The organism is Leptospira koniambonensis (genome assembly GCF_004769555.1).
Classification (GTDB): Bacteria; Spirochaetota; Leptospiria; order Leptospirales; family Leptospiraceae; genus Leptospira_B; species Leptospira_B koniambonensis.
The window spans coordinates 196310-210399 of record NZ_RQFY01000007.1; the positions used below are offsets into that span (position 1 = coordinate 196310).

Below are 14090 nucleotides of genomic sequence, written 5' to 3' on the forward strand. Positions count from 1 at the left end.
GAACTTGAAATTTAGAGAATCAAAACGCAAGCGATAATAGATGTATAATCAATCTATATCCAATACCAAAAGAGTGATATCATCTTGGATCGAACTTTTAGAAATAAAATTTTGCAGATCGGAAAGTATTCTTTCTGCTTGGATCTGAGGTTCGAACTGAGCATTTGCGCGGATAGAATGGATAAATCTTTCTTCTCCGTATTCTAATTTGTCCTCATCAAATTGTTCGTAGATCCCATCTGAAAATAGGAATATTCTATCTCCCGATTCTATTTTGTATTCCTCAGTTCTGTATGGATAATCTTTTACAAATCCTAAGATAGCACCGGTCTTAGGCATCTCTTCTGTTTGATAAGAGCGTACTAAAAATTGAGAGATATGACCGGCGGATGCAAAATATACTTTTTTCTCGGATAGATCCACATCACAGATCGCACCAGTGAAATAGAGTGTTTTATATTTAATTAAAATAGAATTATTCAAGCTGGAGAGTATTTCTCCTGGTTTTTCCAGAGAAGATTTTAGACTTTCATATTCTCCTTTGATTGCCATCGTAACGAGCGCCGCTTGGACTCCGTGACCAGTAGCATCTGCCAAGAAAAATCTATATCTTCCATTACTTAATTTGCATATATCGTAGAAGTCCCCTCCTACTTCGTCCATCGGCAGATAATTTACAGAATATCTAAGGCCAGGAATATTTTTCAGCTCGGGAAGGATACTTCTCTGGATCTTTTGAGAATATAACATATCCTTTCGGATAATAGAAAGAGATCTGGCTAATTCTTCAGTTCTTTCATTTACTTTTCTTTCTAATTCAGAGTTCATACGAGTAATGTCTTCGTATAATTTTGCATTCTCTAATGAAATTGCTGCCTGAGCAGAAAGTATTTCCAGAATTTCTAATCTATGTTCGTCGAAAATTCCAGCTGTAAGTCGATTTTCTAAATAAAGAACACATAATGTTCTTCCTTGTTTTGTGATCGGCATACATAGTAAAGACTTAGGTTTACTTCTTTTAATATAAGGATTTACAGAATAAAAAGAATCCTTTGCTGCATCTGAGATCAAAACCTTCTGCCCAGAACGAAAACAGAAATATACTACTTCTAATGGAAGAAGATGTCCCGCTTCGTCGAGTGAGATAGGCTTAGGCAAAAATCCTGGCTCTTCTATATCTGAACCTGCCATCAAAAACAGTTCTTTGTTTTGAGGAAGGATCAAAAATCCTCTAGTAGCAGCCGCATTCTCCATGATGGTCCGAATAAGCTGCCTGAGTAATTCTCCTAATTCGATCACTCCCGAAATACTCTGAGAAGCCTTAAGCACAGTTCTTAAATCCAAACTAAAAGATGTGGAAAGCATAGAATCTGCTAGGATCTTTTCTACAGAACGTTTTGGCGCCCCTTGAGGGCGGAGCAATTCTCCGTATTCGTCTCTGAGTAAGTTCACAATAGATTTGGCTCCCCAAGATCCATAAAGTCGAACCGCATTTTGCATTAAAAACTTTCCGTAGGAGGTCCGACCCTGCCCTATACTCCATTCTGCGATATGTTGATATACCACAGCTTTTCTAAAATCGTTAGGTTCTGATTCCACTTGCTGCATCGCCATATCAAAGAACTCAGATGCATTTTCTTTTCTTCCAGCGTAATCTTCGTAAAGCCCTGCTAATATAAAATAGAATAATTGGAAGCTGGGCGGGTATATCTTTGACCAAAGTTTAAATAAATATAATGAATACCTAAAAAAGAACTTTTCAGTTAATTTTAACTTCTTTTTGCGTAATTTTAAAAGACCTAAAGATCTATAAAATCTATATTCAGAATAAATAAACATGATCCTAGATTTTTCCAGATCAGGATGATATTTTCTGAAAATTCTCTCTGCTTCTAAATAATAACCTGATAAATATGCAAGAGATCCAAATAAGGTTGCATACCAGGAATTAGCAGTTCCATTCCCTGCGGATTCCAGAACTTTGGACTCAAATTCCTGATCTGTATATAAACTGTCTTTATATCTGACAGTTTCGGTAGATTTCCCTTCTAAACGATCCAGATAAGAGTCGGAAGAATGCAGCATGATCATCAGAATATCATAATTTAGCTTGGAACCTCTTTCTAAATTTTCTCTGATCTTCTCTCTATATGAAATCGAGTTCTCTGCAGAATATAATTGATTCGTATTTTGTGAAAAAAGTGCAAATGCGGCCCAGAGATAATCTCCATACTGCATACATTTATGAAATGCTTCTTCCGTATAATCCACTATGGACCGAAAAGGATACATGAAATAATCCAGAAGAATTGTCCGGCCGAACACAAACCTTCCGTATAGTTCATCTGATTTAAACTTTTTTAATATCTTTTCGGCTAAGGTCCAATATCTCATGGACTGCTGGAAATTTCCATTGATGGAAAGAAGAATAGAACCAAATCCTGCATAACCAAAGAAACTAAATGGTGCGTTTCCTTCTTTTAAAGTAAGGTTGATAAGCTTTAAATAAATATAAGCCATCACCTTCATATCCATATGTTTTCCGTAATTCAGAAGATTAACTAAAATGTTTAATGCTTCTGTTTTATATGGGTCTTTACTATCTTTTGCATTTACTAATTTTTCTGGAGATCTTCCTCTGCTGTAGAAGACCATCTTCAGGACTTCGCCGAATACTGCTAAAAATCCCGGCTTTTCCTTGAAACCTATCCCAAGTGATTGTAAAGCTTTGATCCCAATTTTGGAGGCAGAATCCAAATCGTTAAAAACGTTCATCACTTCTAATTGCATTAGATAAACGTCTGCTTTTTCGGATGGGCTATGGAGTTTGGAAAGTAGATGAGATACTATCTTCTCCGCTTCTTCCTTCCTAGATAAATAATATGCTGATTCTGCAAGAGATTTTAAGATATGAATCGCATTCTTTCTATCTTTCTGCCAATAAGAGTCTTTGAGTTGAGATGCAAGTAGGCTAAAAAAAGAATAAGTAGACTCATATGCGGCTCCTGCTTTTGCAGAATTCCCTGCGAGTATTGTATAATGGAAGAAGTCCTCATTCTCCTGTCCGTTAGTATGCAATTCTCTAGATCGCAAAAGATGATTTGCAATATCTAAGACTTGTTCAGATCCTCCTGAAATTTTTTCACGCTCTATTAGCAATTTTGCAAGTGTATTATGGATCCTCGCTTTTTCTGCGGAATCAGTCGCATCCAAAATACTTTGGATCATTCTATCATGCGAAAAATGGAACTGTACATTTGAAAGAGAAGAATACATTCCGGATTCTTCTATCTTTTTTTGAGAAATATATTGTAGAGCCGGGAAAAGCATATTTCCAGATTCTCTATAAAATACGATTCCTTCTCTGATTGCTTCTCGAATTCCTCTAGACAAAACTCCAGGCCGGGTTTTGAAAAAATCGTACATATCTTTCAGATCGAATTTTGCACCGATACAGGCACCTACTCTCAGGATCTCCAGGGTTTCGTCTGGAAGTTTTCCTACCTTATCTAGAAATAGATCTAGAACGTTATCCGTAACTGCTCTTTGTAAAAGCCTATCCCAATCAACTCTATGATAAGCGGTTTTTGGATCAAAACTTAGGCAACCTTCTTCATATAAAGATCTTAAGAACTGATGTAAAAATAAAGGATTACCTCCCGTTTTAGAAACAAGGACTTCTGCGAGTCGATTTGCATCTTCTGCGGAAACATGGATACTATCTGAAACATATTTAAAAACGCTATGTTCATTTAGAGGAGTAAGTCGTATTTCTCTCAGATCTAAACCTGAAGATCCTTGTTTTACAGTTACATTCGGAAAGAAGTCTGCATCTTCTGAACGACTCGTAAGAACAAATAATAATCCTTCCCAATCTTCACTGTTTAAAATGAATTCTAGTAATGCGAGAGAAGCGGAATCCGCCCATTGTAGATCATCTACAAGTATAATTGCTGGATTTTTTCGATCAAAACAAAGAGTTAAAAATCTAAGAGCGACTGCAAATAAGATCTTTTCATCCTTCTGCCTCTTATTAGTTTTTATTGGTATTTCGATCCCTAAAGTTTTTCCCAGGTCAGGCAAAAATTGGGTTAGGATCTCTACATTATCTCCTAGAGTTTCCTTTATAAAATTCTTAAGTAGAATGATCTCTTCTTCTTTTTTCTGGAGTATCCTTCTTAAAAGATCATCCATGATCTGACGAAATGCGTAATAAGGGATCTCTTTTTTATCTTCTTCAAACTTCCCGCGCAATAAAACTACTGAATAAATATCCAGATAAGTGATCGCATCTTCTACTAGGGCAGTTTTACCTGTGCCAGACTTGCCCCCAATGAATATGACGGATCTTTTTCCGTTAGTTACATTTACTATCCCGGATTCTATCTCTTTTCTTTCTCTGTCTCTATCATAGATCCTAGGAGAATCTCTAAAGCCTACTTTTCTTTCATATACACCAGGGACAAACTCGGATAATTTACGTTTGGACTTTAAAGAATCCTTAATACTCTTTAGATCATGTATCAAGTTTTCTAAAGAAAAATATCTCTCTTCTGGCATCTTAGAAAGTAATTTGTCTACCAAGGTTGAGATCGCACCAGGAACATCTTCCCTCTTTTTCACTAAAGAAACAGGAGATCTTGCAATATGATAATGGACCATCTCCAAAGGATCTTCCGTTTCAAACGGAGGAGTTCCTGAGATCATCCTATAAAACAATGCACCTAAAGAATAAGCATCCGATCTAAAATCAACAGGACGATTTAGCCTTCCTGTATTTTCGGGAGAACAATATGGTAGAATATCGAATGTATATCTGAGAGGTGCATAACTTCCTTTTTCGGAAAGAAGAAGAGATGCTCCTCCTAACCAGGCAAGTTTTGTTTCGCCCGTATCAGGATTATAAAAAAAAGCACGCGGAGAAATTTGGTTATGAACAATACCAAAAGAATGTAATTTTGCGAGATTCTCTGTGATCGCTAACGCTATCTCTAAAAAAGTTTCCAGAGAAATCGATCCTGCCAAACTTTGATGTAAAAGTTTAGAAGGAATATTTTCATACACCAAACAGATACCATCCGAATTTTCGAACATATCTTCTGGTTTAAGAATGCCAGGATCACTAACCAGCTTACCCAATTCGAATTCATTCAAGAAATACACCGAAGAGGTTTCCTTCCCCTCCGGTCTTTGTACTCGAATGATCTTTGGTTCTCTAGTCCTACCGAATTTTCCTCTATACGTTTGAGAAAAACTGTCCTCGTACAACAATTCCCCCAATTCATAAGGAACTCTGTCTTTGGACAAATCCTGAGTAGTTTCCAATTTTATCTTTTTCGAAACCAATATGGCCTCGAAACCTCACCCGAACTAAATTTTAGAGTTCACACTTTAGAGGGCGAATACTTTTGGCGTGTAAAGATCCAAACATAATAAATGTCGGCTACCGTTCCCAGCCCACTCAATACTTGAACAAAGTATTTATCCGGAAAGTATAGAAAGATGAAGATCGTAAAAAATCCATTACCTAAAAACTTTGCCCAAGAAACCGAATAAGAGAACATGTTCGGATCTCCAGTTTTTAAGAAAAGGATCGGATACATCACCGAAATGATCAGACTTAAGATATAAGCCGAATTAGATCCGGTAAAAAGATCATAACCTCCCTTATAGAAGGTATAGATCAATAATCCCCAAGACAGCACCAAAATGCCCAAAAGAAATTTATATCCCTTATTAGTCATTGGCAAGGAAATTTGTTTTTTACCGAACCGGATCACTTGGTAGAAAATCACTATGTCCAATACGAATCCAAGTCTATAGCCCCAGAGTAATATCGCGCCCATTGGCTCTTTAAAGCAGAAGCCCCATAATAATTCCCAAATAATGTTCCCGCAGGCGATAAAAACGGGCATTTCTACAAATTTTTTCTTAAAAGGTTCTATTAGAAGAACTGCATACATATATGCCCAGAAAGCCACGCCCAGTAGCAGGAAAATATTCTCAATAAGCGTATAACGTCCGAAATACTCCGGGTCCGTTGCTAAAGTCTGCCAAAAACTCATCCTTTATAGTCTCCAATTCTCTCTTAATGAAGGCGGGATCCAGAATCTTGCTTTTTTTCCGCCGTAATAAAAATGATCCATAGAAAAAAGAAGTTTGGAAGCAAAATAAGCGACTAACTTTCCGAACCCTTCATCATCATCTACATGTGAGTCTATATCCTTAAAGATCCTTTCCATAAAATAACCCAAAGGATTTTTAGGGGGCCATCCTAACCCAAGCACCTCACTCGTTTTTTGTCCCATATATGTTTGCAGAAAAAATAATGGAAGATTATCAAATAAATTTCCAGGAAGCATATACTCCATAAAGTCCAACAGAGATTTTGCAAGTATCTTGCCGGCATCCGATGGCTTTTGTTGGTCGCTAAATATGGACTCACCTAAAGAATGTGCAGCATCATATCCTTCCGGGCAAAGTTCAGGTTTTACTCCTATAAAATGTCCCGCTACTCTCCAAAGATGAATGTATGCGTCTTTTTCTTCCGGACTTAGTTTTAGAGAAGATTGGCCAAGACCTTCGATCACTAAACTGGAAAAAGATTGTAGAGTGCCTGCCATATCTTCTTGGTTAATTGGTTGTCCCCAAGCAGGATCCCAATCTTTTCCCTTCCCCAGAAAATAACGTATAGATGCATGCATCAGTCTTACTTTTTGAGCAGTGCGTATTCCTTTACCTTGAGGCCCCAGTCCATTTTCCTGAGCAACAGAGATTACAAACTGAGTTGTTTCCATCAACCTTCGATTGACTCCGTCTATTACACCATTCTGTTCTATTAATCTTCCAGTTTTGTAAAGTACCTGTGCTCCATCTCCGCAAGAATATGCCATGGGAAGAGACTTAACACAAAGCATCATTAAGATCTGGGGACCATAAGTGGAAAATAACTGCTCCCCTTTTGCGATCTTGTTCTTATCTGCCCAAGGAGGAAGATCTTCAGTTTCATAAAAATATTTTTCAAGATAATCAGGTAGACCGGCAGGAATTGGATCTGAGTTCTTAGAAAGCGCATCGAAAAAGAGCATCGTTTTTTCTCTATCAAAAGCGGATTCGGTAAAATATTTTGTGACTATTTCATCCGCCAATGGATCAGTAACTTTTCGTAATGCACGTAACTCACTCGAATTCATTCTAAAACCCAACCTCTTCTCAGGAATGCGCCAGTTTTATATTTTGAATTTTAAAAAGAAAGCACTTGTAAAAAAAACCGTAACGAATTACTTGAAGCATGCTTTTTGGATCTAGAGTTCGTAAAAAATTCTCCCTATTTTTCTTGGCTATAATTTCTTTCCTAGCTCCTAAGTTAGAGGCTGTTGGACTTTTTCAGCCTTCTCATAATGCAAGATATGGTGCTATGGGAGGAGTAAATTTAGCAATCGGGGGATCTCCTATGGATATAGGGACGAATCCGGCTAACTTAAGTCTCAAAAACCGAAAAGAGTTGGAGTTCGGAGTTTCTTTACCGTACATCCGTACAGTATACAAAGACAAGTTCTCAGATCCGGACCCAAATTATTCTTACGAAAACTCAGAATCCTATAACGTGCTCGCACCACTTCCCTATTTTGCGATCCGAATTCCAATCAACGAAAAATGGACTTACGGCGGAGGGATTTACATACCAGGCGGCGGAAATGGAGAAGTTTCCGGACTCACAAGGATCACACCTAACGGCCAAAGTTTGAACGATTGGTCAGGGATGAAACTACCGAGCCCGATAGGAGATTCCAGAAGAATACAGGAAAGTTACTCTTCTACTTTTTATCTGGTTAAATCCACTCACGCGCTCTCATACAAAATTGGCGGACTTTCTATAGCGTTAGGAGTCGAAGGAATTTATTCCAGACAGATCGCTTACCAAAAGTTTCATGATATTACAGGAAATATTGAAGTTCCCGGTCAAGGTTTTGATTATAAAAGTAAAAACGCATACGCACTCGGCGGTATCTTCGGAACTACTTACCAGATCACTGAAACATTAAAAATTGCTTATTCTTACCAAACTTCTGCAAAAATTCCTTTGGATGGAAGTATGCAAGTTGGCTCTTATCCGAGCCGCACTGGAGTTTCCGCAGTATTTGCGGTTCCAGAAAGACATGGTTTAGGTTTTTCTTATGGAACAGAAACGTTCAAGATCGGAGTAGACGCATTATATTATAATTATGCTTCTTACACTTCTACTTATAAACAAACATTAGCGGCTCCAGTGTTCCCAACTGCATTCGGACAAACAAATGTGATCCCTCAAAATTTAGCTTATCATGATTCATGGGCATTAGGAATCGGAGGAGAATGGACCCTAAACGATTGGACTTACAGATTAGGTGCAAGGCATAACTCTGGAGTTTTAAGATCAGAAGGAACGAATGCGCTCCAAGCGGGAATCATGGTCCAAGATCTTGTCTCTGGAGGATTCGGGTATTCAACCGGAAAATGGAAATTTGATTTTACTCTTCTATATTATCTTCCGGTAAGAGTTTATAATGGTGGTTCTGCTGATTGGAACTTCAACCATGCAGTATTTTCAAAAGATGATATCCGAGTTGCGGAATTCAAACATTCATTAAGATCGGATATCCCTGCGATATTATTTGGAGCCAGCTATTCTTTTGATTAAGATTTTTGCATAGAGTCTTCTTTTATAAGAAGAACCGAACTTGCTAAAAGACAAAATGCAATCAGATCAAAGCTGAATGCACCCACTTGTCCGAATTGCCATGCTGATCTTATACTATTCCAATGTTCCGGGACAGTATGAGTAACAGTCCATTCTTTGATTTGAGAAGAAGCAGGTGCCACGAAAAAAAACCAAACTCCTAAAGAGAAAATAAAGGAGAAGGCACTTAAGATCGAGTAACGAAATGACTTTGTGCCTTTAGAAAGATAGGCAATCGTAAAAATAAGAAGAATCGAACCGATTTGCACAATAGGACCTACGATCGCAAAATATTTATACAAACTAGTCTGGACTTGAAAATACAATTCAGCTTCCCAATGTAATTTGGGCGCGGCCTCCATTACATGCGCAAATCTCATTCCAAGAGTTAATGCAGCTAAAATTAAAGCAAAAAATCGGATCTTAGATAACATAGTGAGCTCCTTTCATTTCCTTTAGTTTCTATTCCGAACAAAAAAGGTTACCAAATTTCCTGAAAAAAAGGATCCATTTTCATTTGAATTTTTTAAAATAAATCTTATTAAATCTCTTCATGGATTATAAACATCTGAGTCTAGAGAATCGAGATGGATTACTGATCGTACTTTTAAACCGTCCAGAATCCAATAATGCATTGAATATAAGGATTAGAGACGAATTAGAAACTGTTTTTTCAGGAGCTAAAAAAGATCCTAAGATCAGAGGAATACTTTTAGGAGCGAACGGCAAAAACTTCTGCAGCGGTTACGACTTAGAAGAAGTAGTCGAAACAAAACTAGAATCATTCAAACATCGTATTTTAGAATATCATTATGAACTTTATTCTTTTCCAAAACCTTTAGTCTGCGTTATAAAAGGTTTTTGTTCTGCCGGAGGTTTTGATCTCGCACTTTCAGGAGATTATATTCTTGCGGAAAAGAAAACATTCTTATTCCGACCAGAAATTCGTTTTGGAGGACCTCCATTGATCACCACTCTGGCTCGCAAAGTAGGACCCACAAAAGCATTATCTATAACATTACTAGGAGATCCACTTCGTTCCCAAAACGCATTAGAATTAGGGATCATAGACGAAATCGTTACAGAAGGTGATCCAATTGCGAAAGGTTTAAAAGTATTGGAAAAACTTTCTCAATGGAATCCAAAACTTATTAGAGCAGAAAAAGAGATCTCAAATAATTTTTTTCAAGGGAACCTTTATGAAAATCTAAAAAAAGAATTCGATCTATTTAAAGAATTTTTAGAAGATCCGAATTTTTTAAAAATCGTTTCAGAATATGCGAAATCTATAAAGCAGAAAGCCTAACTAAGGATTATTTTGGATAAATTCAGAAAGAAGTTCTGCAAGTAGTTCACCCTTCTCTTCTTGAAGAAAATGCCCAGCTCCTTGGATTACTGTATGTTTTTGTCCCTTTGCACCAGGAATAGTCCTTCTAAAAAATATATCTCCACCTTTTGTAATTGGATCTGAATCACTAAACATAGTAATAAAAGGTTTTTTAAAATTTTTATAAAACATCCAAGCCTGACGATTTCGTTCTGTTTCAGGATTATCAGGAGAGATTGGAACAAGGGTCGGAAATTTCCTTGCGCCAGCTTTATAAGATTCATCCGGATAAGGAGAATCATAAGCATGAATAATATCTGGGCCTAATTTACTTACGCATCCATTTTGGATGATCTTTCCAACTGGGAGTTTACTCACCTCTTGGGAAAAACGAAGCCATTTAAAAAAATCTTCCTTAGGCGGAATATCTCCTGTAGGCAAAAAAGTATTCGCAGCACATACTCTTGCGAATCTAGAATCCAATTCTGCTACCGCTCTTAATCCTAAAAGCCCTCCCCAATCTTGGCAAAAGAGTGTGATATTCTTTAAGTCCAGACCTATAATAAAATTTTTCAGCCAGTCTACCTGATTCTTATATGTATAAATTTTCAGATCTATAGGCTTATCCGATTTTCCAAAACCGATCAGATCTGGTGCTATCACTCTATAACCTTTTTCTGATAAAGGTGGGATCATCTTTCTATAAAGATAAGACCAACTAGGTTCTCCATGTAATAATAAAACTGTTTCCTTTGCATTTTTAGGACCTTCGTCCACATAATGCATTTTGAATTCCCCAGCTGAAATATAATTAGGAGAAAAAGGATAATCCTTTAGATTAGAAAAACATTCGGAAGGAGTTTCTAAATAAGTTTGCATACCAAATCTACCAGAACGGATGTAATTTACATAAGGGCTCAGATCATAGATCCTAAGGAAATCTTGTCAAATATCTTCCCAAAAAAGTCGGCTAACTCAAATTTTCTGATTTTAAAAACTTAGAAAATAAGATCTTGTAGGACCTCCTACAAAGAGAGTTTTATGTTCGGAAAAAAAGCACAGAATATTACTATTTATACTTCTTTCGTTCTATTCGGTTTATTCTTATTGGTTTTATGCCAAACAGCTTGTTTGAGTTCCTTCGGAGCAAATCCAAGCGGTGCAAGATTAGAAAAAATGAAAACTTCCAAGATGTTTCACGATGGAAAATTTGAAAATGATCCTTTCGTCCCTGAACTTCGCGCCGGCACTTATCTTGCAGTTTTAAAAAGACAATTTTTCGGTTCTGAAGTAAGAACTCCTCCTTCTCCTATTCCTGTTCAAAAACCAGATCTAAAAACTTTTTCAGATCCGATAACGCCAGGATTAAGAGCAATCTGGTTCGGGCATTCTTCTGTTTTGGTAGAAATAGACGGGATACGAATCTTTACTGATCCTGTATTTTCAGCGAAAGTTTCTCCTTTTGAAAGTATAGGGCCAGGCAGACTGTTTCCTCTGCCATTAGAACTATCAGAACTTCCTAATATAGATGCAGTCGTAATCTCTCATGATCATTACGATCATCTCGATATGGTAACTGCTCAATTTTTAGCGAAGAAGGGCACAAAATATTTTGTGCCTCTTGGCATCGGCGCTCATTTAGAATCCTGGGGAATTCCTGAAAATCAAATTATAGAGTTGGATTGGTGGGAAAAAGGAAGTATTAAGAATATTGAAATTATCTGCACTCCTGCAGTTCATTATTCAGGAAGAGGTTTATTCAATCGAAAATCGACTCTCTGGTCTTCTTGGAGTTTGATAGGACCTAAACATAAATTTTTCCATAGTGGAGATACAGGCTATTCTCCCCATTTTACTGAGATCGGTAAAAAATTTGGCCCCTTCGATCTGACTTCAATCAAAGTGGGAGCATACGATTGGACCTGGGAAGGGATCCATATGAATCCTGAATCTGCCGTACAAGCTCATTTGGATCTGAAAGGAAAAACAATGCTCCCAGTACATTGGGCAACTTTCAATCTTGCGATTCACTCTTGGGATGAACCAATCTTGAGAACAAAACAAGGAGCGGATCAAAACGGCGTTCGTCTGGCCACTCCTAAACCGGGGGAATGGTTAGATTTGCAAAAAGATCAAATTTCGGAGACTTGGTGGGAGAAGGTAAAGTAATTTAAGAAAATTTTCTCACTAATTCCAATCTAGAATTTACATGCAGTTTTCTGAATATACTTTTGATCTGTACTCTTACAGTTCCTTCTTTATTACCTAAGGAAGCTGCAATTTCCTTGGTTCTTTTACCGTCCACGATCATATCCAACACTTTCTTTTCTCTATTTGATAGAACTTCTACTTCCTTGTGAGAAGTTTTGCGGAAAGAATGGATCACTCTGGCGGCAAGTCCTGGAGAGAGTATACCTCCCCCTTCTAGAAGAATCTCTGCTTTTTCTTGGATGTCTCCTACATCTTTTTTTAATATATAACCTATTGCTCCGGCTTTTAGAGCCTTGAATAAAGCTTCTTCGGATTCAAATGCGGATAAAACTGCATAACCTGTTTTAGAATCTGCGGAATATCTTTCTAAAATAAAATCTAATCCACTTTTTCCAGGAAGATCTATATCTACGAATACCAAATCATAAGGAATTTCTTTTTCATTAGGAAATTCTTCGGCAGAATTATAAACTTCTACCTTTGTGACTCTATTCATTTTTTTTAATCTTTCTTTGCACTGGCTCGCGAATACAGGATCATCTTCCAGGATCGCTATTTTATATAATTTCACGAATCAAATTCTCCGTAATTGACGGATCGGGATCTCCAGAAATCCTTTAAAGTCCCGATTTTCTAAATTTTCTTTCCATTCTCCATTGATCGCAGAGGTCCTGAATTGTATGGTTTTATTTCCTTTGGATCCTATCCTCATCTCTTGGAAATTTGTGTGGGTTCGAATTGATATCTCTATAGAATCTTTTTTAGGAGAGAAGATCCAATGTGAAGTCCCAGAACCATATTTTAGATCGTTAGAACATATCTCTGTTACTATCCCTAAAATTTGTTCTGCCTTTTCGGTATCTATATTGAAATTTTCTTCTCCTTCTCTAGTAAATCTAACCTTTCGTCCTGCGTTACCGTATCTTCTCAATAATAATACCCTAATTCCACTCCAGATATCTTCTGAGATCAGTTTAACATCCGCCATACTTGCAGTGATCTCTCTGATCCCTTTAAAAATATCTTCGGACAATTTTTCCAACTGTAGAAGTGCGTCTGTATCGCCGCTTTTATAACCCTGAATAGAACGAACCAATAGATTCAGATCGGTTACTTTTGCTCCTAGATAATCATGCAGATCTCTAGTGATTGCCTCTCTCTCATCATGTAATCTTTCCTGAAGTTTTTTGGTCTTCTTTAGAGATTCTATCCTATATCCATACCACCAAGTATTACATAAGCAGATAAACAATTGGAGCGCACTCATATTGCTGATCTGCACCCATAAGGTCCTGTCTGAGAAATATCCACTTCCTTCTGGAAAGATCCTAAGAATATAAAATGCAACTACTGAGAATGAATAGATTGTATAGAAGATTGGTCTTCCGTTAAAGAACAAGCTCACCAAAAAGAGGATCACTTGGTTAGTGATCCACATATTATTATCATAAAAATAATATTCGTTGTCGTGGAATTGAGTTTCTACTTCCAAAACCAGGAGGATAAATAATCCACCAAATACGATCAGGTTCTTTTTAAAATAATTCTTGGAGTAAAAATGAATCACTCCCAGGCTGAATAAACATATAAAAGCGGAGATCAGATCTAAATAGAGTAAGAGAAAATTGGATCTAACGTATTCTAAAATCGCTCCCCAAATGGTGATCGCGCATACTATCCCAAAAAAATAAGAAGCTATCCTGTAATTTTGGGAATAAAATTCTTCCCTTGCAAATCTATCTATTTCCTTTTCTTTCACACTTTCCATATTCGCTTTTGGCTAACGCACAGACATCGTTTGGCACATCGTATCTATGGAAGATTAAAACTCTA

At 37.1% G+C, this 14090-nt stretch carries 10 protein-coding genes; 3 read left to right on the forward strand and 7 right to left on the reverse strand.

Going from position 1 to position 14090, the window contains the following annotated elements:
• Positions 1–48 precede the first annotated feature (48 nt).
• The 3 genes from EHQ52_RS16295 to EHQ52_RS16305 all read right to left on the reverse strand — a co-directional run bounded on the left by EHQ52_RS16295 (position 49) and on the right by EHQ52_RS16305 (position 7193).
• Positions 49–5307, reverse strand: coding sequence for a trifunctional serine/threonine-protein kinase/ATP-binding protein/SpoIIE family protein phosphatase (locus EHQ52_RS16295; RefSeq protein WP_244244934.1), 5259 nt, complete (start codon positions 5305–5307; stop codon positions 49–51).
• 77 nt (positions 5308–5384) lie between these two features.
• Positions 5385–6065 (reverse strand): transmembrane-type terpene cyclase, encoded by a 681-nt coding sequence (locus EHQ52_RS16300; RefSeq protein ID WP_135616236.1) that lies wholly within the window; start codon positions 6063–6065, stop codon positions 5385–5387.
• A 3-nt stretch (positions 6066–6068) separates the two neighbouring features.
• Positions 6069–7193 carry an oxygenase MpaB family protein gene (locus EHQ52_RS16305; protein ID WP_135616237.1) on the reverse strand — a complete coding sequence of 375 codons (1125 nt, stop codon included), beginning with the start codon at positions 7191–7193 and terminating at the stop codon, positions 6069–6071.
• A gap of 98 nt (positions 7194–7291) precedes the next feature.
• Between EHQ52_RS16305 and EHQ52_RS16310 the strand changes: the two genes are divergently transcribed.
• The gene (locus EHQ52_RS16310) at positions 7292–8680 is read left to right on the forward strand and encodes an OmpP1/FadL family transporter (RefSeq protein WP_135616238.1); all 1389 of its coding nucleotides are present in this window, start codon (positions 7292–7294) and stop codon (positions 8678–8680) included.
• On the opposite strand, the gene EHQ52_RS16315 is transcribed toward EHQ52_RS16310, so the two are convergent.
• Entirely contained in the window at positions 8677–9153 is a 477-nt protein-coding gene (locus EHQ52_RS16315) for a hypothetical protein (RefSeq protein WP_135616239.1), read from the reverse strand. The genes EHQ52_RS16310 and EHQ52_RS16315 overlap by 4 nt on opposite strands.
• Before the next feature lie 119 nt (positions 9154–9272).
• Here EHQ52_RS16315 and EHQ52_RS16320 point away from each other — a divergent pair, with 119 nt between their 5' ends.
• On the forward strand, positions 9273–10025 hold the full coding sequence (locus EHQ52_RS16320; protein ID WP_135616240.1) for an enoyl-CoA hydratase/isomerase family protein: 753 nt from the start codon (positions 9273–9275) through the stop codon (positions 10023–10025).
• Here EHQ52_RS16320 and EHQ52_RS16325 read toward each other — a convergent pair whose 3' ends face one another.
• Positions 10026–10925 (reverse strand): haloalkane dehalogenase, encoded by a 900-nt coding sequence (locus tag EHQ52_RS16325; protein WP_135616241.1) that lies wholly within the window; start codon positions 10923–10925, stop codon positions 10026–10028.
• Positions 10926–11087: 162 nt separating this feature from the next.
• Here EHQ52_RS16325 and EHQ52_RS16330 point away from each other — a divergent pair, with 162 nt between their 5' ends.
• Positions 11088–12215: an MBL fold metallo-hydrolase gene (locus EHQ52_RS16330; RefSeq protein WP_135616242.1), complete on the forward strand. Its 1128-nt coding sequence runs from the start codon at positions 11088–11090 to the stop codon at positions 12213–12215.
• 1 nt (position 12216) lies between these two features.
• On the opposite strand, the gene EHQ52_RS16335 is transcribed toward EHQ52_RS16330, so the two are convergent.
• Together EHQ52_RS16335 and EHQ52_RS16340 are read right to left on the reverse strand one after the other, a co-directional pair.
• Positions 12217–12828: a LuxR C-terminal-related transcriptional regulator gene (locus tag EHQ52_RS16335; RefSeq protein ID WP_135616243.1), complete on the reverse strand. Its 612-nt coding sequence runs from the start codon at positions 12826–12828 to the stop codon at positions 12217–12219.
• A 3-nt stretch (positions 12829–12831) separates the two neighbouring features.
• Positions 12832–14025: a sensor histidine kinase gene (locus EHQ52_RS16340; protein ID WP_135616244.1), complete on the reverse strand. Its 1194-nt coding sequence runs from the start codon at positions 14023–14025 to the stop codon at positions 12832–12834.
• Between the last annotated feature and the right edge of the window lie 65 nt (positions 14026–14090).